Annotated in this window: 26 protein-coding genes; 15 read left to right on the top strand and 11 right to left on the bottom strand. The window is 57.3% G+C overall.

What is annotated here, in order from left to right:
- Nucleotides 1–82: 82 nt before the first annotated feature.
- The 6 genes from ACR0JG_RS05330 (at nucleotide 83) to ACR0JG_RS05305 (ending at nucleotide 3,770) form a co-directional block, all read left to right on the top strand.
- A complete protein-coding gene (locus ACR0JG_RS05330) occupies nucleotides 83–355 on the top strand; it encodes a rod-binding protein (protein ID WP_170425896.1) in 273 nt (90 codons plus the stop codon).
- Nucleotides 348–695 carry a flagellar biosynthesis protein FlgN gene (locus ACR0JG_RS05325; protein ID WP_170425894.1) on the top strand — a complete coding sequence of 116 codons (348 nt, stop codon included), beginning with the start codon at nucleotides 348–350 and terminating at the stop codon, nucleotides 693–695. The genes ACR0JG_RS05330 and ACR0JG_RS05325 overlap by 8 nt, the downstream gene beginning before the upstream one ends.
- 210 nt (nucleotides 696–905) lie before the next feature.
- The gene (locus tag ACR0JG_RS05320; RefSeq protein ID WP_170406757.1) at nucleotides 906–2,123 is read left to right on the top strand and encodes a flagellin N-terminal helical domain-containing protein; all 1,218 of its coding nucleotides are present in this window, start codon (nucleotides 906–908) and stop codon (nucleotides 2,121–2,123) included.
- Nucleotides 2,124–2,200: 77 nt separating this feature from the next.
- The gene (flaF, locus tag ACR0JG_RS05315) at nucleotides 2,201–2,575 is read left to right on the top strand and encodes a flagellar biosynthesis regulator FlaF (protein WP_170425892.1); all 375 of its coding nucleotides are present in this window, start codon (nucleotides 2,201–2,203) and stop codon (nucleotides 2,573–2,575) included.
- Complete coding sequence (flbT, locus tag ACR0JG_RS05310) at nucleotides 2,575–2,976, top strand: flagellar biosynthesis repressor FlbT (protein WP_480567944.1); 402 nt, start codon at nucleotides 2,575–2,577, stop codon at nucleotides 2,974–2,976. Before flaF ends, flbT begins: the two co-directional genes overlap by 1 nt.
- Complete coding sequence (locus ACR0JG_RS05305) at nucleotides 2,973–3,770, top strand: DUF1217 domain-containing protein (RefSeq protein WP_480567942.1); 798 nt, start codon at nucleotides 2,973–2,975, stop codon at nucleotides 3,768–3,770. Before flbT ends, ACR0JG_RS05305 begins: the two co-directional genes overlap by 4 nt.
- 119 nt (nucleotides 3,771–3,889) lie before the next feature.
- On the opposite strand, the gene ACR0JG_RS05300 is transcribed toward ACR0JG_RS05305, so the two are convergent.
- From ACR0JG_RS05300 to ACR0JG_RS05290, 3 genes are all read right to left on the bottom strand, one after another.
- Complete coding sequence (locus ACR0JG_RS05300) at nucleotides 3,890–5,449, bottom strand: DUF427 domain-containing protein (protein ID WP_480567940.1); 1,560 nt, start codon at nucleotides 5,447–5,449, stop codon at nucleotides 3,890–3,892.
- 90 nt (nucleotides 5,450–5,539) lie between these two features.
- Nucleotides 5,540–6,241 carry a winged helix-turn-helix domain-containing protein gene (locus ACR0JG_RS05295; protein ID WP_170398951.1) on the bottom strand — a complete coding sequence of 234 codons (702 nt, stop codon included), beginning with the start codon at nucleotides 6,239–6,241 and terminating at the stop codon, nucleotides 5,540–5,542.
- Nucleotides 6,213–6,500 (bottom strand): hypothetical protein, encoded by a 288-nt coding sequence (locus ACR0JG_RS05290; RefSeq protein ID WP_170398948.1) that lies wholly within the window; start codon nucleotides 6,498–6,500, stop codon nucleotides 6,213–6,215. The genes ACR0JG_RS05295 and ACR0JG_RS05290 overlap by 29 nt, the downstream gene beginning before the upstream one ends.
- 175 nt (nucleotides 6,501–6,675) lie before the next feature.
- Between ACR0JG_RS05290 and ACR0JG_RS05285 the strand changes: the two genes are divergently transcribed.
- The 4 genes from ACR0JG_RS05285 (at nucleotide 6,676) to ACR0JG_RS05270 (ending at nucleotide 10,606) form a co-directional block, all read left to right on the top strand.
- A complete protein-coding gene (locus ACR0JG_RS05285; RefSeq protein ID WP_170425883.1) occupies nucleotides 6,676–7,155 on the top strand; it encodes a hypothetical protein in 480 nt (159 codons plus the stop codon).
- Nucleotides 7,156–7,264: 109 nt separating this feature from the next.
- Nucleotides 7,265–7,882, top strand: a complete 618-nt coding sequence (locus ACR0JG_RS05280) for a ribonuclease HII (protein WP_480567938.1) — start codon at nucleotides 7,265–7,267, stop codon at nucleotides 7,880–7,882.
- A 105-nt stretch (nucleotides 7,883–7,987) separates the two neighbouring features.
- Nucleotides 7,988–9,091, top strand: coding sequence for a DNA methyltransferase (locus ACR0JG_RS05275; protein WP_480567936.1), 1,104 nt, complete (start codon nucleotides 7,988–7,990; stop codon nucleotides 9,089–9,091).
- A gap of 132 nt (nucleotides 9,092–9,223) precedes the next feature.
- Nucleotides 9,224–10,606: an adenylate/guanylate cyclase domain-containing protein gene (locus tag ACR0JG_RS05270; protein WP_170398937.1), complete on the top strand. Its 1,383-nt coding sequence runs from the start codon at nucleotides 9,224–9,226 to the stop codon at nucleotides 10,604–10,606.
- 74 nt (nucleotides 10,607–10,680) lie between these two features.
- Here the strand turns inward: ACR0JG_RS05270 and ACR0JG_RS05265 are convergent, their stop codons facing one another.
- Both ACR0JG_RS05265 and mutY read right to left on the bottom strand, forming a co-directional pair.
- Nucleotides 10,681–11,817 (bottom strand): alkane 1-monooxygenase, encoded by a 1,137-nt coding sequence (locus ACR0JG_RS05265; RefSeq protein ID WP_480567934.1) that lies wholly within the window; start codon nucleotides 11,815–11,817, stop codon nucleotides 10,681–10,683.
- Between the two features lie 59 nt (nucleotides 11,818–11,876).
- Entirely contained in the window at nucleotides 11,877–12,932 is a 1,056-nt protein-coding gene (gene mutY / locus ACR0JG_RS05260; RefSeq protein WP_480567932.1) for an A/G-specific adenine glycosylase, read from the bottom strand.
- Nucleotides 12,933–13,013: 81 nt separating this feature from the next.
- On the opposite strand from mutY, the gene ACR0JG_RS05255 reads away from it, so the two are divergent.
- Together ACR0JG_RS05255 and ACR0JG_RS05250 are read left to right on the top strand one after the other, a co-directional pair.
- Nucleotides 13,014–13,520 (top strand): DUF721 domain-containing protein, encoded by a 507-nt coding sequence (locus ACR0JG_RS05255; protein WP_170398930.1) that lies wholly within the window; start codon nucleotides 13,014–13,016, stop codon nucleotides 13,518–13,520.
- A 14-nt stretch (nucleotides 13,521–13,534) separates the two neighbouring features.
- The gene (locus tag ACR0JG_RS05250; protein WP_170562293.1) at nucleotides 13,535–14,200 is read left to right on the top strand and encodes a DsbA family protein; all 666 of its coding nucleotides are present in this window, start codon (nucleotides 13,535–13,537) and stop codon (nucleotides 14,198–14,200) included.
- Nucleotides 14,201–14,238: 38 nt separating this feature from the next.
- Here ACR0JG_RS05250 and lpxK read toward each other — a convergent pair whose 3' ends face one another.
- From lpxK to ACR0JG_RS05225, 5 genes are all read right to left on the bottom strand, one after another.
- Complete coding sequence (gene lpxK, locus ACR0JG_RS05245) at nucleotides 14,239–15,237, bottom strand: tetraacyldisaccharide 4'-kinase (protein WP_480567930.1); 999 nt, start codon at nucleotides 15,235–15,237, stop codon at nucleotides 14,239–14,241.
- Nucleotides 15,224–16,459: a 3-deoxy-D-manno-octulosonic acid transferase gene (locus ACR0JG_RS05240; protein ID WP_480567928.1), complete on the bottom strand. Its 1,236-nt coding sequence runs from the start codon at nucleotides 16,457–16,459 to the stop codon at nucleotides 15,224–15,226. Before ACR0JG_RS05240 ends, lpxK begins: the two co-directional genes overlap by 14 nt.
- A complete protein-coding gene (locus ACR0JG_RS05235; protein ID WP_480567926.1) occupies nucleotides 16,456–17,256 on the bottom strand; it encodes a 3'(2'),5'-bisphosphate nucleotidase CysQ in 801 nt (266 codons plus the stop codon). Before ACR0JG_RS05235 ends, ACR0JG_RS05240 begins: the two co-directional genes overlap by 4 nt.
- On the bottom strand, nucleotides 17,243–18,589 hold the full coding sequence (locus tag ACR0JG_RS05230) for a TldD/PmbA family protein (protein WP_480567924.1): 1,347 nt from the start codon (nucleotides 18,587–18,589) through the stop codon (nucleotides 17,243–17,245). Before ACR0JG_RS05230 ends, ACR0JG_RS05235 begins: the two co-directional genes overlap by 14 nt.
- 125 nt (nucleotides 18,590–18,714) lie before the next feature.
- Nucleotides 18,715–20,238: a DUF2125 domain-containing protein gene (locus tag ACR0JG_RS05225; RefSeq protein WP_170801502.1), complete on the bottom strand. Its 1,524-nt coding sequence runs from the start codon at nucleotides 20,236–20,238 to the stop codon at nucleotides 18,715–18,717.
- A 132-nt stretch (nucleotides 20,239–20,370) separates the two neighbouring features.
- On the opposite strand from ACR0JG_RS05225, the gene ACR0JG_RS05220 reads away from it, so the two are divergent.
- From ACR0JG_RS05220 to ACR0JG_RS05210, 3 genes are read left to right on the top strand one after another with little or no spacing between them, the layout of a single operon-like run.
- Entirely contained in the window at nucleotides 20,371–21,120 is a 750-nt protein-coding gene (locus ACR0JG_RS05220; protein WP_170801501.1) for an SDR family oxidoreductase, read from the top strand.
- Nucleotides 21,117–21,725 carry an enoyl-CoA hydratase/isomerase family protein gene (locus ACR0JG_RS05215; protein WP_480567922.1) on the top strand — a complete coding sequence of 203 codons (609 nt, stop codon included), beginning with the start codon at nucleotides 21,117–21,119 and terminating at the stop codon, nucleotides 21,723–21,725. The genes ACR0JG_RS05220 and ACR0JG_RS05215 overlap by 4 nt, the downstream gene beginning before the upstream one ends.
- Nucleotides 21,722–22,459: a VOC family protein gene (locus ACR0JG_RS05210; protein WP_170636386.1), complete on the top strand. Its 738-nt coding sequence runs from the start codon at nucleotides 21,722–21,724 to the stop codon at nucleotides 22,457–22,459. The genes ACR0JG_RS05215 and ACR0JG_RS05210 overlap by 4 nt, the downstream gene beginning before the upstream one ends.
- Here the strand turns inward: ACR0JG_RS05210 and ACR0JG_RS05205 are convergent, their stop codons facing one another.
- The gene (locus tag ACR0JG_RS05205; RefSeq protein ID WP_170514846.1) at nucleotides 22,460–22,756 is read right to left on the bottom strand and encodes an HNH endonuclease; all 297 of its coding nucleotides are present in this window, start codon (nucleotides 22,754–22,756) and stop codon (nucleotides 22,460–22,462) included.
- Between the last annotated feature and the right edge of the window lie 3 nt (nucleotides 22,757–22,759).

Here is a 22,759-nt window from a genome sequence, read left to right as displayed (position 1 = left end):
ACTGTGCCCACAGGAAGTTACGTTTATTTTAACCGCTTTCCCCTTTGATCGAGAAAGTTCATAGCAATTTTCGGAGAATCCGATGACGATTACATCTACCAGTGCGACCATGCACTCCGCCCAGATTCCACAGAAGCTGAAAGCCGCCTCTGTTGAGCTGGAGGCCGCTTTTCTGGCTGAAATGCTCAAGTCAGCAGGACTCGGCCAAGCACGAAGTTCCTTTGGCGGTGGTGCAGGCGAAGATCAGTTTGCTTCGTTTCTGGTGCAACAGCAGGCACAGCAAATGGCAAAGGCGGGTGGAATCGGCCTTTCGGAAATTTTGTTCAATGCAATGATGGAGAAGTCCGATGAATAAAGATCCGATTCATGCACTGGAAGACCTTTTGGATCTGGAGCGCACAGCGCTGGTCCAGGGGGATTTGACCGATCTGGATCGATTGGTGCCTGAAAAAGAGAACTTGATCGGTGCAATAAATGATCTGCAGGTGTTGGAAAGCGATGATCTGATCCGGATCCAGAAGAAGGTCGTGCGCAACCAAGCCCTTTTGAACAGTGCGGCCGAGGGTATTCGGGCTGTGGCGGACCGAATGGCGGAACTGAAACAGGTCCGGCAGGAGTTCAGCACTTATGACGCCTCGGGGCAGCGTAGTGGGTTTGCCTTGCGATCGCGGGCAAAGCTGGAAAAACGGGCATAGCATCAGGTTTGATTCAAATCCGAGATTTCGGATTTGCCCGTCTTAGCACTCCGTTAGGAGATCGGGGGCAAATGTGGCGATGCACCTGAAACAACGGGTGGCGCGAAGGCCACAAGGCACGACGCACAGGTCAGAACGACAGAATGCCTGCCGGTTTGGTGGGTCCAACATGGGCGTCAAACGCGCCCGAACGCTAAGAGGATGACAAATATGTCCAGCATTCTGACGAACAATGGCGCAATGGTTGCGCTGCAAACTCTCAAATCGGTCAACAAGAACCTCGCACAGACGCAAAACGCGATCTCGACCGGCAAGGATGTGGCTACAGCCAAGGATAACTCGGCTGTCTGGGCCATCTCGAAGGTGATGGAATCAGACGTCAACGGCTTCAATGCGATCAAGGACAGCCTGGCCTTGGGTGAATCCACTGTCGCAGTTGCACGAAACGCCTCAGAAACTGTGACGGATCTGCTGAACCAGATGAAAGGCAAGATCGTTGCGGCGCAGGAAGACAACGTTGATCGTGCTAAGATCAACACCGATGTGGCCGCGCTTAGGGATCAGATCGAATCGGTTGTCGGCGCTGCCCAGTTCAACGGCCTCAATCTGGTGAACGGTGGGGCTGGCGCAAGCATTCTGTCCTCTTTGGATCGAGACAATGCAGGCAATGTGACAGCGTCTTCCATTAGCGTATCGGCGCAAAACCTGTCGACAGGTGGTTACACTGCTGCCGACGTGTTCACTGGAACTGACGGGGTCACCGCGGATACGGCCGACGCATTCGGATTTTCGTTGGATGGAAACGGCGGAAGCGATGATGATGGAAGCATCGTGATCGCTGATCCGGGCACATTGTCCGCTGGCGATACTTTCACGGTCCGACTGGGCGACGATGTCGCGTCTTATACAGTCCGGGCTGAGGATATCGCCGCAGGCAACGCGCCCGAAGAGATCATCGCTGCGGGGCTAAAAGCTGCCATCGAAGCTTCGGATGCCAATGTTTCGGTCGTCTATGATCCGGGTACGAATGCTGCGCAACTCGATATCACCAACGAAGGGTCAGATTCGCTGCAGATCAGCGGTCAATATGCCAATGCGAACTCTGGCGGTCTAGGCGCTCTGGCCTCGATTGATGTGTCGACTTCTGCCGGCGCATCCGCAGCGCTTGGCGCGATCGAAGGCCTCATCGATACTGCGATTGATGCCTCGGCGGCTTTTGGTTCGGCGCAGGGTCGGATCGAGACCCAGAAAGAGTTCATCTCGAACCTGTCTGACTCGTTCAAATCCGGTATCGGCTCGTTGGTTGACGCTGACATGGAAGAAACCTCGGCGCGACTACAAGCGTTGCAGGTCCAGCAACAGCTGGCAACCCAATCGCTATCGATCGCGAACCAGGCGCCACAGTCCATCCTGTCGCTGTTCCGTTAACTTTGGAACTGATCCGGGGCACGCACGCCGTGCCCCGGACTTGATCGCCCGTTGAAGGACAATTGGAAGGATTTCAAGTGACACCGCAAACGCTTGCTCACCGCGCTTATGCGCAATCTGCTGCACCGACGCGAACACCTCGGGATACAGAGTATGAGGCGATTTCCAGGATTACACATCGGTTGAAGGCTGCTTCCACGCGGAAAACGGCTGATTTCCGAGGGTTCGTTCAAGCCTTGCACGAAAATCGCCGCCTGTGGACTGTGCTGGCAACCGATGTGGCGGATGCGGATAACGGGCTGCCGAGCAATCTGCGGGCGCGGATTTTCTATTTGGCTGAGTTTACCGAACAACACAGCAGCCAGGTGCTGGCGAACAAGGCGACCGTTGAGCCGCTGCTTGAGATCAACATGGCCGTGTTGCGCGGGTTACGTCAAATGAGGGGCAACTGATGGGGGGTCTGGTCCTGAAACTTGCCCCAAAGGAACGGGTTCTGATCAATGGTGTTGTAATTGAAAACGGGGATCGACGCAGTCGGTTTTCGATCATGACACCTCAGGCAAATGTCCTGCGCCTGCGCGATGCCATTCACCCGGAAGAGGTCAACACGCCGGTACGCCGTGTCTGCTATGCCGCGCAGTTGGTTCTGTCAGGCGATACCGAACCTGAGCTGGCGCGCCAGCAACTTCTGCGGCGCGTGGAAGAGCTGAGCCAGGTTTTCACGGATGCCGACAGTCGCCGGGTCCTGGCCAACGCAACTGAAGCGTTGGTGGCAGAGCAATATTATAAGTGTTTGAAGGCTTTGCGTTCACTGTTGCCGCGCGAAGAACGTCTGATGGCATATCAGCAGTGACCTTTCAGCCGGTCATACCATCAAGTGGGCTAGTTGGCTGGCGCTTTTTGCAGCGTACTTATGATGCGCAGCTTCAAAGCTATTCCACCTCGGGGATCAACGAACGGGACTCAAGGTATTTTCTCGACAATATTGGCAAGGTCCAGACGGCCGAGGATCTGGTTTCGGACCGACGGTTGTTGCAGGTGGCTTTGGGTGCGTTTGGCTTGGAAGGTGATCTCGACAATCGGTATTTTGTCCAAAAAATCTTGTCCGATGGAACGCAGGCTGACGATGCGCTTGCGAACAGGCTGGCCGACGGCAGGTACCGTGATTTTGCCAATGCCTTTGGACTTGGTCCCGGCGATGTGCGCAAGACCGGATTGGTGGACGCCATGGAAAAGATCGCCGACGACAACTTGATTGCGCGATTTGAAATCTCGGTTGGTGAAGCAGATGAATCGATGCGTATCGCGTTGTACACCCAGCATGCATTGCGCGATCTGGCTGGCCAGGGTGGCAGTGAGGACAGACGGTGGTTTGATCTGATGGGGCTGCCCCCCTTGCGCAGTATGATGGAAACTGCATTGGGCCTGCCATCAGCATTTGCGCAACTGGATATCGACAAGCAGCTTGAGGTGTTCAAGGATCGGTTGCAGCGCGTTACGGGTTCATCCGATCTGGCGCAGTTCACTGAAAGTGAGGCAATCGAAAAGCTGACCGACACGTATCTGGCCCGCAATCAGATCAATCAAATCCAACAGACGATCTCACCTGCGCAGACGGCTCTGATCCTGCTGGGCGGTGGTTTTTGAACCATTGATGTCAACCAGACACGGTGTGTACGGTATCTCGCGTAAGGCCCTAGGTTGCCCGATCCGAGATAGTGGGTGGCACATTTTGAGGTTCAACTCTTGCGAAGTAAACTGTCAAATCAGGCATCGGCTGAGGTTTGCAGGGCAAATGATTTGATCGGTTGCGAGACGTTGTGCAGCTTGATCGCCCCTAAAGGGATCGCCTGTTTGCAAACAGGTTCGATATCTTGCGAGACAACAATTCTATGTCCGACGGTTTTGCCATATTCGCCCAATCTGGCAGCGACATTGGCGGCCTGACCGATCACGGTAAAGTCCAACCGTTCGCGCGAGCCCACATTGCCATAGGTGACGCGGCCATAGGCGACACCAATCGTGCAGTCGAAATCATGATCACTTCCGTCACTGCGCAATTCACCCAGTTTTTCGACGATCTCAGTTGCCGAAAGCTGCGCGCTGGATCGGGCGTTGGCGGCATCGTCACCCGCCGGGAAGACGGCAAGAACAGCGTCGCCGATGAATTTCAGAACTTCTCCGTCATGGTCGTGCACGATCCCTGAAACTGTCTCAAAAAACGCATTCAGTAGCTCGATATAGTCATCACGCCCCAGTTTTTCTTCCAATGCGGTTGAATTTCGAAGATCGCAAAACATGATCGCCGCATCTATGTCATCGCCATCACCGCGGCGAATCTCGCCCCCCAGAACGCGCGCACCGCTGCGCTTGCCTACGTAGGTTTCCAGCAGAACCTGCGCGTTTTCGCGCTGCATGAAGACCTCGTAGAACCGCGCGATGACGGTAGAGCATTCAAAAACCAGACCCAGATTCTCAGTCGTGAACCCATCGGGATGATCACAAGTCAGGGTCAGGACATTCGTTCGCCCATCCGAGAAAGGCAGTGGCATGGCAACGTAATCGGTGGCCCCTTTTGCGCGCAGGTCTTCGATGATCGGAAAGCTGTTATGCGGATTGTCGTTGTTCAGGCGCTGCCGGACACCACCCAACCCGTTTGAAACGTGACGCAGGGGGCTGTTGGTAAAGGCAGGATGATCATGAATTTCATAGGTTGGAGTGTGGGTCGAAATCTCAGCCGAGTCTTTCTCCCAGATGTAGTGTTTGCCTGCGATCAGCGGATGCAGCGACCAGACCAGAATGCTCAGGCGTTGAATAGCAATGCCATGTTCCAGCATTTTCTCGGCCAGCGCTTTTGTGAAGGCATCAGGAGTGTCAATTTCGGACGCACTGCGCATCAGCCAATCGATCAGGGGGCCGCTGATATTGCCATCGTCGGGTTGACGCAGTTGGTTGTCGCCAAGGTCGATCCGCGTCGCAGTATCCGGCATGAATCCAAAATGGCCCTGAATGGCCGCGCTTTCAGGGAAGGCGTCTTCATAGGCCCAGATCGAGTTCGTAAGGCGCTCTTCCGGAAGGCTAATGTCGTGATAGGTTGCGGTGCCCTTGAAGGGGCAGAACGTCTGCAATTCGGTCTCAGGGCTGAGTTCGACGCACAGGTCTTCGCGCGGAACATAGATCGCGGGAGGTAGCCGCGTTTCGTACATCACTTTGGCGTTGTGGCTTTCGGCCAGCAGTATATCACCACGGTAGATCGCGATCCGTCCCTGCAGCGGCTCAACTGATATCCCATAGCCTTTGACATTCGGTGTGGCATGGACGTTCATCTGCAACCTCCCTTGGCCAAGCCCTTATATCATGGGTCTTGAGGGCGAGAATTCCAAGATGCGCACGTAGATTTTACCGCAATGGCATCCTCAGACCATTTGAATAACGTCTTTCTCAATCGATAGCATATAGCCCTTCTTGGCGATGTTCTTCACCAGCAGCTCACTGACCATCTGATTTCCCAAGGCGTCGCGCAGGCGTTTGATCCGGGTTGCCCCGGCGGCCTCATCGCAATCTGCAGCGTTTCTGCCCGAGATCATCGCTTCAATCTGGGCACCCGACAGGACCTCGTCATCCAGCCGGGATTCAGCCAGAACCGAAAGCGTTTCCATCGCGGCGGGGGTCAACTTAAAATCCATGTTGTTGAGATAAACGGTATTCTCTTCACGGCTGATCAGCAGGGATGTTACCTGGATCCCCGTCCGCTCAATCTGGGCCATGCGGCGGTTCAGCAGAACCAGCATGACCAGAAAAACAAGCGCGGTGATCAGCATGGCGCTGGCAAAGACCAACAGCACGAAGATGACCATTCGATAGCTGGATAGCGTATCGGCAAAGGCGGTGCCCGATTGCGCCAGAATCTCGAGCAGACGGATTTCCGATTGCGAGGTCAGGTCAGCCTCGACAAACAGCCGTTCAACCCGCGCGTTGAAGGCATTTGCGTCCGGTAGCGTCCAGAACAGGAAAACCGCTGCAGTCACCAGGATCGCGACGATTGCCGCAATCCCCAGACCAACCAGCCGAACCCCCGAACGACGCGCCTCAGTAACGGAGATAGTATTTTCCGGCATTGGCCTTCCTTTGATCCAATCCACCCGCCTCGAAAACGGTCATCACGTTCAGCAGGGTCCAGCCGTTTGATTTCAGCCGCTTGGCGACTTCTTTCCGGGCCGAGCCTTTATCGCAGCTTGAGACCTGCATGACGCCATAGTGCAGGCGTAAGGGATTGTCCTGCTTGGCCTTGTAGTCGGCATAGCAATCTGCCGCGATGGCTTGCGACCCAACCGATATCAGGGCCGTCAGAGCCAGAGAAGAGAGGATCTGTTTCATGGGCTGCATCCTGCGCATGGGTTGGGTGGATATTCAATAACCTCAGGGGGTTTGTGGTGCTGATATTGAATAACAGTATGCCGTTATTGCTTGTCTGAACGGGGTGGTCGCAGTGTCAGGTTATCAAATTCGCGGTCGGTAACCGGCCTGCCCATTATCCGAAAGGACACGCATCATGCACCGGAAATTTATCGCTCTGATCATAGCAACCGCCGTCGCCATTACGGGGATCTCAGCGTCGCAGGCACGGGCGGCAGATACCCGAGATATTCTCGGCGGATTGGCTGCGATCGCGCTCATAGGTGCTGCGGTCAACCACTATCATCAGGAGAAAAAGCGCGACGAAGAGGCAGAGCGCCGCAAGCGTCACAAGCAGGCTGAAGCCAAGGCGAAGAAGGCCAAGAAAAAACATGCTGTACGCCCGTTGCCAAAGCGGGTGGCGCGGTATGACCTACCGCAGCGTTGCCTGCGCACGTTCAATGCCTATTCGAACAAGCGTCCGCTGCTTGGGCCAAATTGCCTGAAGAAGTACTATAAACATGCCGATAGCCTGCCACACCAATGCAAGGTTGGTTTCTGGAATGGTAAAAAGGTAAAACGGGCATACGAACCCGCCTGCCTGCGCCAGAAAGGATACCGCGTCGTTTACCAGTAACAGGTTTCGAGCAGGAGTGGCGCCATAGAAGCGCCGCGCGGGAGAGGGTGGCGCAAGCTGCCCTCTCTTTTTTCTTGCGAAGCGCTGCGAAACACGATTTGCCAAGGGTATGACGACACCTGATTATGGACTCGAACGGGCTTTGCTGGCACGCGGATATGTCCGAATTGCCGGGGTGGATGAGGTTGGGCGCGGTCCGCTGGCCGGCCCGGTTGTAGCCGCAGCGGTTATTTTGAACCCGGATGACATTCCCGCTGGGTTGAACGATTCAAAAAAACTGACGGCCAAGCGTCGCGGCGGTTTGGATGAGATATTGCGCGACCGGGCAGAGGTCGCGGTGGCCGAAGCCACGGTTGCAGAGATCGATGAGCATAACATCCTGCGCGCCTCGCATCTGGCGATGGTACGCGCGGTAGCTGCGCTGGACCCGGCTCCGGATTTCTTGCTGATTGATGGCAACATGATCCCGCGCGGTATGAAATTACCCTCGCAGGCGGTGGTGAAGGGCGACGCACGGTCGGTGTCGATTTCGGCAGCGTCGATCATTGCAAAAATCTGGCGTGATCAGCTGATGGTGGATTTGGCGCAACAGCATCCCGGCTATGGGTGGGAGGCGAATGCCGGATATCCGACAAAACAGCACCGCGAGGCGTTGCAAAATCTTGGCGTGACCCCACACCATAGACGTTCGTTCAAACCGGTCCACAATATCTTGTATCAAGAGTAAATCGTAAGTCGCTGATTCAAAAAAGAAATTGACGGCGAATCATCTTTGACTCATCCTTGTCTCAACCAAATGAGCGCAAAAGCGCCGTGGAACTGAGGCAGTGATATGACCACAATCAAGACAAAGGGCGCAGCCGCGCTCCCTTTAAACACGATTCTATCCGGTGACTGCATCGAGGCGATGAACAGTCTGCCCGACGCGTCGGTTGACCTGATTTTTGCGGACCCCCCGTATAATTTACAGTTGAAAGGTCAATTGCACCGGCCCGATAATTCTCAGGTCGATGCGGTCGATGATCACTGGGATCAGTTCAGCAGCTTTGGGGCTTATGACCAGTTCACGCGGGAATGGTTGAAGGCTGCGCATCGTCTGCTGAAGCCCAATGGTGCGATCTGGGTGATTGGGTCTTATCACAACATTTTCCGCGTGGGTTCCGCCCTGCAGGATGCGGGCTATTGGATTTTGAACGACGTTGTGTGGCGCAAGTCCAACCCGATGCCAAACTTCCGTGGCAAGCGGTTTACCAATGCGCATGAAACAATGATCTGGGCGTCCAAGCGTGAAGGGGCCAAATACACGTTTAACTACGAAGCACTGAAAGCGCTGAACGAAGGTGTGCAGATGCGCAGCGATTGGGTACTGCCGATCTGCACCGGGCATGAACGACTCAAGGACGAAAACGGCGATAAGGCGCATCCGACACAGAAACCGGAATCACTGCTGCATCGTGTCCTGATTGGCTCGACCAATCCTGGTGACGTGGTGCTGGATCCGTTCTTTGGCACGGGCACCACAGGTGCTGTAGCGAAAATGCTGGGGCGTGAGTTCATTGGGATTGAGCGCGAAGAAAGTTATCGCAAGGTGGCTGAAAAGCGTATCTCAAAGGTCCGTAAGTTTGACCGCGAAGCGTTGGAAGTCAGCGCCAGCAAGCGCGCTGAGCCGCGCGTGCCCTTCGGCCAATTGGTCGAACGCGGCATGCTGCGCCCGGGTGAGGAACTGTATTCGATGAACCAACGCCATAAAGCCAAGGTCCGCGCCGACGGGACTCTGGTAGGGCAGAACGTCAAAGGTTCAATCCATCAGGTTGGCGCGCATCTGGAAAATGCACCGTCTTGTAACGGCTGGACCTATTGGTGCTTCAAACGCGATGGCAAAACCGTGCCCATCGACGTGTTGCGTCAGCAGATCAGGGCCGAATTGCATAACTGAATACCGCCGGTGCCTGTGGCCTGACACAAGGCACTACGCCTTGCCCCGCCGTTACCGGCGGGGTCTTTTGTTTTTGCCTGTGAGATGGTTGCATAGGGCAGCCCCTGACAGCCCATTTGGGAGATAAAGGCAATGACCGAGACCACCGCCAGTCAATCCCGCCTTAGCCGGTTCTTTGTTACGCAACCGGACAACTTCGATCTGGACAACAAATATACCGAGGCAGCACTGGAACGACACAAGCGAGAGGGGCTTGAACTGGCTGTTCGTGCACGCTGGATCGCGATGGCGTTGACCGGGCTGTTGCTGATCTATCTGAATCCCCAGTGGGAGGTCCTATGGTACCATTTCATCCTGCTTCTGATCTGCGCCAATGGTTGGCTGATCCAACGCGCGGGTCGTGTGGGGCAATCCCGGACCGAGTTGCTTTTGATCTTTGTCGATCTGCTGATCATGACGCTGGGGATGATTGTGCCAAACCCGTTCAGCGACGATGTGCGACCACTGGCGATGCAGTATCGGTTCGACAATTTTCAATATTTCTTCATTATCCTGGCAGCAGGGACGCTTGCCTATTCTTGGCGCACTGTCATTGCGATCGGTTCGTGGACGGCGATGATGTGGACGGCTGGATGGGTGATCGCTTGGTGGGTCGCCACCCCGATCCCCGGGATTAGCGAGCGTGTAGCCGAGGCTTTGTCAGGCTACCCGGATGTGGCCGAGTTCATGGATCCCAACAGTTTCATGCCAACCCTACGCATCCAGCAGGTGATCGTTTTTGTCATGGTCGCAGTGACGCTTGGGGTGTCGATGCGCCGCCTCAATCGCTTGCTGATGTCCAATGCTGGGCTTGAACGTGAACGCGCGAATCTGTCTCGATACTTTTCGCCGAATGTGGTGGATGAGCTGAGCCAGAACGACGAACCTCTGAAGCAGGTCCGCAAAGAGGATATCGCGGTTCTATTTATCGACATCGTTGGCTTCACCAAGTTCTCGGCTGGCCGTGATCCATATGAGGTTATTGAAGTTTTGCGTGGTTTCCACGCCCGAATGGAGACCGAGGTGTTTCGCCATCACGGAACACTCGACAAATACTTGGGCGATGGGCTGATGGCCACGTTTGGAACCCCCGTACCTGGAGAGCTGGATGCAAGCAATGCGCTGGCATGCGCGCGGTCCATGGTCGAGATGATCGACCGTTGGAATTTGGAGCGCAAGCGCGCGGGTGAGCCAGAGATTCGGATCGGGGTCGGGGTTCATTATGGCTCGGTCGTACTGGGGGATATCGGTGCAAACCGGCTGGAATTTGCAGTGATCGGCGATGCGGTGAATGTTGCCGCGAAGCTAGAGGCCCTGACGCGCGATTTTCAAGCGCGCATCATTGTCAGTGATGCATTGCGGTCTCAGGCCCTAAGCGAGACGCCAAATGCGCAAGACATGATGACCGGGTTTGCACAGCACTCGGACCAGCCTGTTCGCGGTGTTACAGCCCCGATGGATGTCTGGGTGCTGTAGCAACCAGGGCTCCCGCCTGTCAGCAGCGCATCAAAGATGCGATCCTTCCCGTTGGGCCGGGCAGCGCGCTGCAGTCAGGTGCGAGGGGCAGGGTTGTGCGCTTTGTTGTAAGGCTTCCAGTTGGTGATTTCGGGATAGTATTGACGCCGCCATGCGCGGACCCTCGGATTCATGATACGCCGCCACAAGGGCGGAATCATCGCGGCAAGGGTCATGACCGGATATCCATGAGGCAGTTGCGGCGCTGCATCCTGCGAATGGTGTTGCAGCAGTGGAAAGCGGCGGTTTGGCTTGTAGTGGTGGTCCGAGTGGCGTTGCAGGTTGATCAACAGCCAGTTTGAAGCCTTTTGTGACGCGTTCCAGGAATGGCGCGGGTGCACATGCTCGTACTTGCCATCGCCCAGATATTTGCGCGTCAGCCCGTAGTGCTCGACATAGTTAACAAGTTCAAGCTGCCAGATCGCGGTGCCGGCCTGTACCAAAAACAGGCCTAGCCCTGCCCATCCGCCGATCAGAAATGCTAGCAGCAGCATGGCTCCTTGCAGGCTCCAATAGCGCCAGAACGGGTTTGCCGGATCGGTCCACGGGCGGTCTTTGCGGGCCAGTTTTTCCCGCTCGGCGCGAAAGGCTGAGATGAGGCTTTGGCGCAGAACGCGCGGATAGAACCGGTGGAAACCTTCGTTGTAGCGCGCGGTTACCGGATCGCGCGGAGTTCCGACGTAGCGGTGGTGAACCAGCAGGTGCTCGGACCGGAAATGGGAATAAAGGACCATCGACAACAGGAAATCGCCCAGCCAGCGTTCCAGTTTGCCTTTCTGATGCATCAGCTCGTGGCTGTAGTTGATCCCGATCGTTCCGGAAAGGACGCCCATGCCGAAGAACACGCCGATTTTTTCGACCGAGCTCATATCTACGGCTCGGGTAGTGTACCAGATCAGCCCATAGAGCGTGAGGAATTGCACCGGTGCCCAGGCTTTGGTCAGCCAGATATACCATTGCAGCCCCGTATCTGGCGTATCCGGGTCGGCGTTTTCAAGGTTTAGGCCGGTCAGCCGGTCAAGCACCGCAAAGACCCACCATGTCGAAAGCGGTACCAGCAGGACCCACCATCCGCCTGCCGTAGTGGTCATCCAGATCAGTGGGATCAGGAGGTATGAGACCCAAAAGGGAAGGGCGGATTGCCATCGGGACAGGGTGTCAGATGCGATCATGTTGGGGCTCCGAAACGTTGGCGGCACCGTAGACCGCGCACTGGGCTTTGCCCAGCGGTCTATTGGCCGCGCCAGAGGTCAAAAGCCTTGCGCATAACCGTGGGCAGGTCGCTGGGCCTGAATTGGTGTTTGTCCATGACTGTCAGACCGTTCGGATCGCAACCGTCTGGCAATTCGGTTGTCCAAATACGCAGGATCAGGTGAAAGTGGGTGAAGGTGTGTCTCACTTCACCGGGGATTTCGTGCCATCGCGCCGGGAACGGAGGGCTTTCCAGCGGTGTTTCGGACCAGTCCGAGCCGGGCCAGCCCAACATTCCGCCCAGCAGACCCTTATCGGGGCGGCGTTCCAACAGCAGGGCACCATCTCCGCGTTGGGCGATGTAGATGTGGCCCAGCCGGGTGGGTTTGGGCTTCTTGGGCGTTTTTTGCGGCAGTTCCACCTGCGTCCTCGCCTTCCGCGCCAGACAGGCCGCATGCAGGGGGCAAATGCCGCAGGTCGGAGATTTTGGAGTACAGATCGTTGCACCCAAATCCATGACAGCCTGCGCGTAATCTCCGGGCCGGTGCTGCGGGGTCAATGCCGCGGCTTTTTTCTTTAACAGGGGTTTTGAGGCGGGCAGGGGTTCGTGAATATCATAGAGCCTTGCCATGACCCGTTCGACATTGCCGTCCAGGACAGTTTCTGGTCGATCAAATGCGATGGCTGCGATGGCCGCCGCCGTGTAGGGGCCAACGCCCGGCAGTTCCAGTAGTGCATCGTAATTGTTGGGAAACTGCCCGTCATGCGCGGACGCAACCACCCGCGCGCATTTCAGAAGGTTGCGGGCGCGGGCGTAATAGCCCAGGCCAGCCCATTCCCCCATGACCTGATCATCTTGCGCATTGGCAAGGGCTTCGACGGTTGGCCAGCGCGTGGTGAAACGAACAAAATAGTCGCGAACAGCGGCAACGGTCGTTTGTTGCAGCATCACTTCGGATAGCCAGACGCGGTAGGGGTCTGGTGCTACGCCTGCGGCACGCGCTGCCGGGCCAATACGCCAAGGCATTTCACGTGCGTGGCGGTCGTACCAATCCAGCAGCGTATTGCTCAGGTCAGATTCGGTGCAGTCACGCAAGTTTTATGTAACTCTCTGTCGGGTTTCACTGGCGTCCGGGTATCAGCCTATTACAATAGCGGCGCAGGAGTTGGAAACCAGATGCAACGCAGACGTTCCTCGACCCGCGGGTTCAAGCGCACCGCCACTTTGCTGAACGACCGGATCAGGCAGGCCGGGGAAAGCCGGGGATTTGCCGTCTCGCGCCTTTTGACCCATTGGGCCGAGATTGTGGGCCAGGACATCGCGTCGATCGCCCGGCCGGTGAATGTGGGATACGCCAAGGGTGGCTTTGGCGCGACACTGACGGTGCTGACAACCGGGCCGCAGGCGCCAATGCTAGAGATGCAGAAAGAACAGCTGCGCGACAAAGTGAATGCGGTCTATGGTTACAACGCGATCAATCGGGTGCGTATCACCCAGACCGCGCCTACCGGATTTGCTGAGGGGCAGGCGAGTTTCGATCACAAACCGAAACAGACGAAACCGGTTGTTTCACCAGAAATCGCAGCTGAGGCCGACAATGTGTCGCGCGCGGTTGATGATGAAGATTTGCGCGCGGCCCTTGAACGTTTGGGCCGCAACGTTTTATCCAGACAGAAACGCTAAGAAAGGGCTGATGAATGAGCCGGATTGCAACCGTAATATGTGCGGCTGTCGCCGTGGCCGCTGGCGGCTATTGGCTGACAACGTCGAGTAACACGATCCCTTCGAACCCGCTTGTTGGTGCTGCTGAGGCGCAAGAGGCGGAATTGGACACCTCGACCATCGTCGAGATGGTGCAGGGGGCCGAAGACGCGCCAGTCGAGATCATCGAATATGCATCGTACACCTGCCCGCACTGCGCGAATTTCCATCAGGGCGCGTACAAGCAGCTCAAGAAGGACTTCATCGACACCGGAAAGGTAAAGTTCACTTACCGCGAGGTGTATTTCGACCGCTATGGCCTGTGGGCATCAATGGTCGCGCGCTGTGCAGGACCTGACAAGTTCTTTGGCATCACCGACCTGCTGTATGAAGGCCAGTCGGAGTGGACCCGTGCCGGAGGTCCTGCCGAAATCGTTGATGAACTGCGCAAGATCGGGCGTCTCGCTGGCATAGACAATGATCAGCTTGAGGCTTGCCTGCAGGACGGTACCCGCGCGCAGACACTGGTGGCCTGGTATCAGGAAAATGCCGAACGCGATGGAATTCAGGCGACGCCTACTTTCGTCGTGAATGGGAAGAAGGTTGAAAATCAGCCTTATGACGACTTCAAGACGCTGATCGAAGCCGAGCTTGGCAGCTAAATCCTGAATGGTCAGCCTGTTTTGGGCTGGCCATCTGCCTAAGGTGAAGGCGCGGCCTTCGCCAACAACTCTTTGACTTTGTCATCCTGATTGATTTGCAACCGAACCGGTAGGGTCAGAACTTTGCTGCGGAAAGTGGCGGGCAGGCGCACGGCGTCTTTCTCGGTTGTCACCAGTTGCGCGCCCAGTGCTTTGGCCTCGTTCTCAAGCCGTGCCATCAGTGCTGAAGTCAGTAGTTGGTGATCATCCAGTGCTTCAGCACGCAGCAGTTTCGCGCCTTGCTGTCGCAGAGTTCCAAAGAACTTGTCCGGATATCCTATGCCCGCAAAGGCCAGAACGGGTGTATTGTTCCAGTCCATTCCGGTTTGGAGCGGATACACCTCGCCGGTGGCGTGTGGGACCGTCAGGGCAGGTTCCCATCTTTCTGAAAATGTTGACTGCGCTGCGGCGTCCCCAAGCGACAACACTAGATCGGCACGTTTCAATCCAACGGCCACGGGCTCTCGCAGTGGACCGGCAGGCAGGCAAAGGCCATTGCCAAATCCGCGCTGCGCATCCACTACGATGATCGAAAAATCCTTGGCAACTGCGGGGTTCTGAAAACCGTCGTCCAGCACGATCGCGGTCGCCCCTGCCGCTGCGGCTGCCTGCGCGCCCGCTGCACGATCTTTGGCGACCCAGACCTCGGCAAACGCGGCGAGCAACAGGGGTTCATCCCCGACCTGAGCCGCTGTGTGTTTGCGCGGGTCGACCTGCACCGGGCCTTCCAGCGAGCCACCATGGCCTTTGGTCACGACATGAGGTTGATGCCAGGTATCCCTCAAATATTCTAAAACCCAGATCACCGTGGGTGTCTTCCCTGTGCCACCGGCATTCAGGTTGCCAACGCAGATAACCGGTACGCCCGGCGAGATGCCTTGCCCGCTCGCCACGCGACGGGCGGTTGCAGCGGCATAGAGGCGACCAAGTGGCGCCAACAGCCTGGCGCGCAGATCCAACCGATCAGGGGCTGAGTTCCAGAAGTCAGGTGCCCGCATCGTCACGCCCTCGCCGGTCCAGTGTATCCTGTACCATATCGATCAGTTGGTCCGCCTGTGGAGCCCCTTCGGTGACAATCCGCCATCCGGCCAATGCCATGTCTGCTGTGCGGTCAGGTGCCAACAATTCGACAACGCCATCGCCCAACTCTGTTGCGGTTCGTATCTTCAACGCGGCTTTTGCCTGCCCCAATCTGTCATAGAGACTGCGATGCTTGCTGACATGAGGCCCATGGATTACCGCAGATCCCAAGGCGACTGCGGTCAGAGGGTCGTGCCCCCGCGCCCCGCGTTCCAGTGAACTTCCTATGAAGGTAACTGCGGATACACGATGCCAAAGGCCCAGATCCTCGGGCTCGGCTGTTAGAATCACTTGTGTGGTGTCTTCGATTGGATGGCCTTCATCCCAGTTGGCGCATCGAAGGTCCATCGCTTCGAGGCGTTTATACAGGGGCGATGCCTCGGACATATCCGCCACATGCAGGACCAAAGCCAGACGTGGCAGCATCCGCAAGGCCTGACGATGGGCCGTCAGAACCGAGATGAATTCCTTGTCCTGAACCCATGCGGCCAGCCAAACTGGGCGCCCGGCCATTGTGTGAGTGGTCTCGATCAATTCATCTTCGGGCCAGGGCTCTGGGTTGGGGCTGATATGAAGTGGTGGCGCGACCGAGATTTTTGCCGAGTTCACTCCCAGGCGTCGGATTTGGCGTGCGCTGTCATCATTGGGCGCAAGTATCGCTGTAAAGCAATCCAGCGTGTATCGCGTGATATCAGGTAGCCAACGTCCACCCCTTGCGGTTTTCACGTCGACCACAGCCTCAAGCAAAATTAGCGGAATGCCCCGCTCCTGTGCGCGTGTTATGACATTGGGCATCAGCCCACCGCCAAACCACAGCCCCATATCAGGGCGCCAGTGATCCAAGAACGTGCGCGCCGCGCCGGTATGCTCGGCGGGCAGCATTGTGATCGGGGTATCGCAATCTTCCCAGTCCTTCAGATCAACATCGGGTGGGGCGGTCAGCAACAGCGAAAGCTCTGGTCGCACAGACAGCAGCCGACGGCAAATATTGTCGACGGCCCGCAACCGATCGGGTGTACTGACATGGACCCACAGAAGTTCACCTTCCGGGCGCGCAATCTCGGGGTGACCCGTGCTTTGCGGGACGCCCCAGGACAGGACTCGATAGGCCGCAAGGCTCAGAGATCGCGGCTTGCTCATGCCGGAATTCCGGCCCCATTCGGGTTAAGTCGGGTCTGAAGGTCCGAATGCACCGCTGAACCTGCCGCCACCACGCCGTTCAGGCGCGGGTGGGTATTGTTGAAGCGCAGAGGTTGCCCCAAACGATCAGTACAGAGCCCGCCTGCCTCGCGCAGGATCAGATCTCCGGCGGCGATATCCCATTCCCAACTGGGTCGCAACGTCAGCATCCCGTCAAACCGTCCCTGCGCAACCAGCGCCATCCGATAGGCCAGAGACGGGCGGTATACACGGCGAAAGTCAGGTGCAGCACCGGATTGCCAGTGGCGCGGATCTAGATTGGGTTTTGCCGCCAAAATCTCGGCTTCGGGCAGGTGCGCTTGCCCTGACACTTGGATGGCAGTGCCATTCAACGTTGCACCTTGCCCTTTTGCAGCCGCATACAGCAGATCACGTAAGGGCAGGTAGATGACGGCTGCCGTGACCTCACCGTTCTCGGTTACGGCCAGCGAATGGGCCCATGTGCGTGACCCCTCGGCAAAACTGCGGGTGCCGTCGATGGGATCGATGACGAAGACCCGATCACACGTCAGACGGTCGGGGGAATCCTCGGTCTCTTCGCTCAGCCAGCCATAATCCGGGCGGGCCGCCTGCAGATCACGTTCAAGCATCGCATTGACGGCCAGATCGGCCTCGGTCACCGGGCCTGCGCCTTCGGGTTTATCCCAGCGCTGGGCATCAGGACCCGAATAGCGCGTGGCGATCTTTCCGGCCTCAAGCGCAGCGTCGATCAGCAGGGGCAGGTCAGTTGCCGGCAAGTGTCATCCCTTCGATCAACAGCGAGGGTACAACGCGCGATAGGTAAGGCCGCGCATCGTTTGCCGGAATGATTCGCATCAGCATGTCGCGAAGATTGCCAGCGATGGTACACTCATTGACGGGATGGGTGATCTCGCCGTTCTCAACCCAAAATCCCGAAGCGCCGCGTGAATAGTCGCCGGTATTCGGATTGATGGTCGATCCGATCATCGAAGTGACCAAAAGCCCGGTACCCATGTCGCGCAACAACTCGGCGCGGGTCTTCTCGCCTTGCGTCAGGCTCAGGTTCCAATTGCTGGGCGACGGCGGCCCGGATACGCCGCGCGCTGCGTTGCCGGTCGAGGTCATTCCCAATTTGCGGGCGCTGGACAGGTCTAACGTCCAACCGGTCAGAACGCCATCTTCAACGATCGTCCTGCGCCGTGTTGCCAGCCCTTCGGCATCGAACGGGCGCGAGCCCGAAATGCGCGGGCGATGCGGGTCTTCAATCAAAGACAAATGTGCCGGTAGAACCTGTTGCCCAAGGCTTTCCTTCAGCCACGAGGCCCCGCGGGCTATCGCCGCACCATTGCTGGCGGCCAGCAGATGGCCGATCAGGGATGATGAAATCCGTTCGTCGAACACCACCGGAAAACTGCCGGTCTGGGGCTTGCGTGCTCCCACGATTTGAACCGCACGTTCACCAGCCGTGCGACCAATCTCGGCGGGGCTGCGCAGGTCAGACTGAAAAGTCCGGCTGTCACCGTCATAGTCACGCTCCATTCCCGTCCCTTCGCCGGAAATGGCGACGCATGAGGTTGAACGGCTGCTGCGCATGTAGCCACCCGAAAAGCCGTTTGTCGCGGCAAGATGGACCCGGTGGGTACCATAGGCGGCCGCAGCGTCTGACACCTGTGAGACTCCCGTAACGTCCAGCGCTGCTGCCTCTGCCGCCAGCGCATCCTGCATCAGAGCTTCAGCGCTGGGTTCAGGGGCTGGGTCAAACAGCTCCAGCGCGTCGATATTACAGTTGGCGACCAATTGGTCAGGCGCGGCCAAGCCGGTGAACGGATCTTCCGGCGCTTCCCGTGCCATGGCCACGGCGCGCTCGGCCATCGCGGTAAGCGTATCGGGGCGACTATCCGAACTGGATACGATTGCCTGCTGTTTGCCAAGGAAGACCCGCAGCCCTAGATCGGTCGCTTCCGAGCGTTCGGCATGTTCCAATGCACCACTACGTACTTCCACAGAAACGGATGAGCCATCAATTACTATGGCATCCGCTGCCTCGGCACCTGCCTTGCGGGCTGCATTCAGCAGCTCTTCACTGATTGTTTGAGGTGTTCGCGTCATGAGGCCTCCGGTCTTGTTGTTCTGGACCTAGCCTCGGATAGCCTGTCCCGCAAGGCCTGCAGCCCACTGGCTTTATGTGCCTCGGGCGGGAAAGGCCAGCGCAGCGGCCTTTCCCGATTTGTTTGTCACTTGATACGCTGACCGTTGGCCAGGATCTGTCCATCCTCGGTAAACTCGATTTTCGAGTTCAACGTGTCCGGTTCTTCGCCCGGAACAGCCATCAGACCCATCATCATACGCGCGCCCAGCGCGTCGTTTTCCGACACAAAGCCCATGCCGATCAGCTTGTCCAGCAGAGCGTTGGCCCCAACAAGTTTCAAGTTGGCGACACCCGACGGGGCAGGCAGGCCATCAAACTCTTCCGTGTTGGAGTTGTCGAACGCAAAGTCGCCATCACCGCTCAATTGGGCTCCGACCAATGATACGAGAAGCTTGTTGATCTTCAGCGAATGCAGCTCGCCCGGAACGATATCAGATGTCTCAAGCTCTTCGACGGCTTCCGGGTCCATGAAATCGACCAGAACTTTGGCGGTGCCGGTTGCATCCAACGCGATGGTCGCCGGATCGCGCGGCAGCGCACTAGCAGGGTCGAACATGCTCCACAACACGTCGGACATGGTGAAATCCGTCAGGTTCATGCCAAATCCAAATGGTTGGATTTCTTCCGAGGCCTGCACCGGAAGCTCGAATTTCAGCCCTGCATTTGCCATCGCGATTTCGATTGGAAAAGGCAGATCCGACGTGGTGACGGCTAGTTTGGTGCTGTTCTGCGCAAGATCGTAGACAAGGCGCTGTGCATCGATGCTGCCGGTAAAGCTGCCTCCTTCGGAACTGCTGCTGAGCGAGAATGGCTCACCCTCGGCAGTGCCTGCCATTTCGGTGCTGCCCGCGGCGTATGTGAATGTACCTGAAGCGGCAAATCCGGCCTTGTAGATGTCTTCAATGTTGGCGACATCCATACCGGGTGGGATGATTGTTTCGCCATCAAATTTCAAACCATCCAATTTACCGCTGATCCGGCCCGTGTCTTCACTTTCGGGCTCGTTGAAGGCCACATCATAGGACAGGCTGCTGGCCGTGAACTGCTGCGCGATATCGCGCATCTCGCCGATCTGCATCTGCGATGTGCCTGCGATTTCGTCCATCTGAACGTTCAAGGCAAACATGTCGCTGGATACGGTTTCGCCATCAAACTCCATCGAGTCCATCGACAGAGTCAGGCTGTTCGCCGTATAGTCATATGTCATGTTTTCGGGGGTACCCGAAACGACCATTTCCAAGGCGTCGTGAGCGTACATCAGATCAGCCGAAAATGTCTCGCCCTCGGCTTCACCCGAAATTGTCATCGGGAAGCTGGCAGGAAAGCCGATATTGACTGTACCGTCGCCATTTTCGGTCAACGTCATCTCGGGGATGACCATGTCGAAGGTGCCTTCGGTGTCCGGAATGGCCATGGCCATCGTCATGTTCGCGATGGTGGTGACGTTGCCGGAAACGCTCTGATCGCCAGTGACGTCATAGCCCATGCCGCCCAGATAAGCCTGCCAATCGGCCCAGACATCATTGGCGGTAACATCTGCAAAGGCGCCGTTGGTTGCAACAGCATAGGCCAAAGCTGCACCGCAGCTACGGCGAAGGAAAACAGTCATAATAGAACCCTTCTTGATCAATTTGCCGGCATGGTCGTGCCTGTAGCGGCCAGCGTCAAGGGGGAAGGGGTGGACCAATTCCCCATTTGCAGGGTACGAGTTAAGACAATTTCAAATGCAGGGATTTAAACGATGCATATGCAAGGGAAAACGGTACTGATCACAGGGGCAAGCCGAGGCATCGGAGCGGAAGCCGGGCGCGTTTTTGCCGCAGCTGGGGCCAATGTGGCCTTGGTCGCACGCAGCCGCGATCAGATTGACGCTCTGGCTGCGGCATTGGGTGAAAATGCCATGGCGCTGGCCTGCGACGTCAGCGATTTTTCCCAGGTCGAACAGACAGTTGCCGATTGCATCGACCGGTTCGGCAAGCTGGATGTGCTAATCGGGAACGCGGGCGTCATTGATCCGATCTTTCATCTTTCGAATGCCGACACCCGGGCCTGGAGCCAAGCTATCGACATCAACCTGAAAGGTGTCTTTTACGGAATGCGTGCCGTCCTGCCCATTATGCGGGCAGCAGGCGGCGGGACCGTTCTGACGGTCTCGTCCGGTGCCGCGTCGAACCCGGTCGAAGCCTGGAGCCACTATTGCGCATCAAAAGCCGGGGCCAAGATGCTGACCGAATGCCTGCATCTGGAAGAGGCGCATCACGGTATTCGCGCAATGGGTCTGTCCCCGGGCACCGTGGCCACCGACATGCAGCGGGTCATCAAGGCCAGCGGCATCAATCCTGTTAGCCAACTGGATTGGGACGATCACATCCCCGCAGACTGGCCCGCGCAGGCGTTGATGTGGATGTGCTCGGCAGATGCGGATGAGTTCTTGGGGACCGAGATATCGCTGCGCAACGAAGACATCCGCAAAAGGGTCGGGCTGACGTGATCGAACTGACACAAGATGATGGGCTGTGGACCGTCACGTTGAACAATCCGGACAAGGCCAATGCGCTGACCTCGGCGATGCTAGGCGAACTGGTTCGCATCGCAGAGGCGGCAACCGAGGCACGTGCGTTGATCCTGACGGGGGCGGGCCGGGTCTTCAGTGCGGGCGCCGATCTTGAAGAAGCGCGGGCGGGCCTTGCGACCTCCGATCTTTGGGAGAGGTTGTCGGGTGCCATTGCCGCCTTGCCCTGTCTGACGGTGGCCGCGCTCAACGGCACTTTGGCCGGTGGAGCCAACGGTATGGCGCTGGCCTGTGACCTGCGTATCGCAGTGCCCTCGGCCAAGTTTTTCTATCCGGTCATGAAGCTGGGGTTCTTGCCGCAACCTTCGGACCCCAAGCGGATGGCTGCCCTGATCGGTCCGGCCAGAACCCGGCTTATCCTGATGGCAGGTCAGAAGATTTCTGCCGAAGAAGCCTATCACTTTGGGCTGGTTGATCGGGTGGTTGAGCCCGAACAGTTGATGCCAACTGCGCAAGAGCTTGTGGCCGACAGTCTGACTGCGGATCCGTCGGTTGCCGCGGGCATAGCTGGATTGTGTCCATGAGGTTGGCCGCGCTCCGATTGCGGGTGGCGGACCCGGATGCGTTGGCAGCGTTTTATCGTGATGTGCTTGGCATGTCTGTCAGGGTTGAAGGCGCCAATCGTCGTCTTGGGTATCCGGGTCAGGATGCCGATCTGTTGCTTATGCCGGGCGGCGGGGGCTACCGCCATGACCCGGGGCAACGGTATTGGAAGATCGGGATCACGCTGCCGGATGTTGATCTTGCTGCAGAACACCTGCGCCAGAAGGGCATCCTGGTCAGCGCGCCGCGGCAGTTTCTGGATATCGGCTATATGTGCCATCTGAATGACCCCGAAGGTTTTGCCATCGAGCTGTTGCAGCAGGATTTCGAGGGCAACCGACCGGTTGATGCTACAAGCCCAGACGCCCCCTTCGCCAAGGCCTGTATCGGCCAGATCACCCTGCGAACTGGCGATATTGCTGCCGAAGATGCGTTCTGCCGATCCATGGGAATGTCATTGCTGTCTCTGCAGGATGTCGAACCTCACGGGTTCGATCTGCATTTCTACGCGTTCACCGCAGAGGAGCCTCCCAACCCCAATCTCTGGGCGGTTGAAAATCGCGAATGGCTGTGGAAACGCCCATATACCACGTTGGAATACCAGCATATTCCGAATGCTCGGTTTGCACCGGTGCCGGATTATCTTGGGATCGAGGTTGAAGGGCTGACCGACCCGAAAAAGGATGCATTCGGTGATCCCTGGCTTCCGGCCTGATCAACGTCTGCGCCGTTTGCCCGGCACTTTTGAGCGAAACCCCGGTGGGCGTTTGCGCACCCAAATCAGGAACTTCTCAAGCCTCGGGTGGGTGCGGAGCGCATCGACAGTGTGGAAGTCGCGCGCCAGTTCGGACTCGGTCAACGTCGCGTGGACCTCTTTGTGGCATATCTGATGCAACAAAACGGTGGGCCCGCCCTTGCCTCCCTTAAGCTTTGGGATCAGATGGTGCAGGCTTCCGCCACCTTCGGGGATCGGACGGTTGCAGAGCGGGCAGATCGGATCGGAATTTGCCATGAC

This window comes from Ruegeria sp. AD5 (assembly GCF_056542345.1).
Note: the sequence above shows the minus strand (reverse complement) of the source record. Positions and strands in the feature narration are given on the sequence as shown.

Bases quoted from the DNA above. Each gene is read 5' to 3' on its own strand.
- ACR0JG_RS05290 (WP_170398948.1), bottom strand. From the start codon at position 6,500: ATGAAACAGATCCTCTCTTCTCTGGCTCTGACGGCCCTGATATCGGTT.
- flbT (WP_480567944.1), top strand. From the start codon at position 2,575: ATGGGGGGTCTGGTCCTGAAACTTGCCCCAAAGGAACGGGTTCTGATC.
- ACR0JG_RS05265 (WP_480567934.1), bottom strand. From the start codon at position 11,817: ATGATCGCATCTGACACCCTGTCCCGATGGCAATCCGCCCTTCCCTTT.
- ACR0JG_RS05210 (WP_170636386.1), top strand. From the start codon at position 21,722: ATGAGGTTGGCCGCGCTCCGATTGCGGGTGGCGGACCCGGATGCGTTG.
- ACR0JG_RS05285 (WP_170425883.1), top strand. From the start codon at position 6,676: ATGCACCGGAAATTTATCGCTCTGATCATAGCAACCGCCGTCGCCATT.
- ACR0JG_RS05320 (WP_170406757.1), top strand. From the start codon at position 906: ATGTCCAGCATTCTGACGAACAATGGCGCAATGGTTGCGCTGCAAACT.
- ACR0JG_RS05270 (WP_170398937.1), top strand. From the start codon at position 9,224: ATGACCGAGACCACCGCCAGTCAATCCCGCCTTAGCCGGTTCTTTGTT.
- ACR0JG_RS05255 (WP_170398930.1), top strand. From the start codon at position 13,014: ATGCAACGCAGACGTTCCTCGACCCGCGGGTTCAAGCGCACCGCCACT.
- ACR0JG_RS05295 (WP_170398951.1), bottom strand. From the start codon at position 6,241: ATGCCGGAAAATACTATCTCCGTTACTGAGGCGCGTCGTTCGGGGGTT.
- ACR0JG_RS05250 (WP_170562293.1), top strand. From the start codon at position 13,535: ATGAGCCGGATTGCAACCGTAATATGTGCGGCTGTCGCCGTGGCCGCT.
- ACR0JG_RS05225 (WP_170801502.1), bottom strand. From the start codon at position 20,238: ATGACTGTTTTCCTTCGCCGTAGCTGCGGTGCAGCTTTGGCCTATGCT.
- ACR0JG_RS05240 (WP_480567928.1), bottom strand. From the start codon at position 16,459: ATGAGCAAGCCGCGATCTCTGAGCCTTGCGGCCTATCGAGTCCTGTCC.
- ACR0JG_RS05300 (WP_480567940.1), bottom strand. From the start codon at position 5,449: ATGAACGTCCATGCCACACCGAATGTCAAAGGCTATGGGATATCAGTT.
- ACR0JG_RS05280 (WP_480567938.1), top strand. From the start codon at position 7,265: ATGACGACACCTGATTATGGACTCGAACGGGCTTTGCTGGCACGCGGA.
- ACR0JG_RS05275 (WP_480567936.1), top strand. From the start codon at position 7,988: ATGACCACAATCAAGACAAAGGGCGCAGCCGCGCTCCCTTTAAACACG.
- ACR0JG_RS05230 (WP_480567924.1), bottom strand. From the start codon at position 18,589: ATGACGCGAACACCTCAAACAATCAGTGAAGAGCTGCTGAATGCAGCC.
- ACR0JG_RS05205 (WP_170514846.1), bottom strand. From the start codon at position 22,756: ATGGCAAATTCCGATCCGATCTGCCCGCTCTGCAACCGTCCGATCCCC.
- ACR0JG_RS05330 (WP_170425896.1), top strand. From the start codon at position 83: ATGACGATTACATCTACCAGTGCGACCATGCACTCCGCCCAGATTCCA.
- lpxK (WP_480567930.1), bottom strand. From the start codon at position 15,237: ATGCGGGCACCTGACTTCTGGAACTCAGCCCCTGATCGGTTGGATCTG.
- ACR0JG_RS05325 (WP_170425894.1), top strand. From the start codon at position 348: ATGAATAAAGATCCGATTCATGCACTGGAAGACCTTTTGGATCTGGAG.
- ACR0JG_RS05220 (WP_170801501.1), top strand. From the start codon at position 20,371: ATGCATATGCAAGGGAAAACGGTACTGATCACAGGGGCAAGCCGAGGC.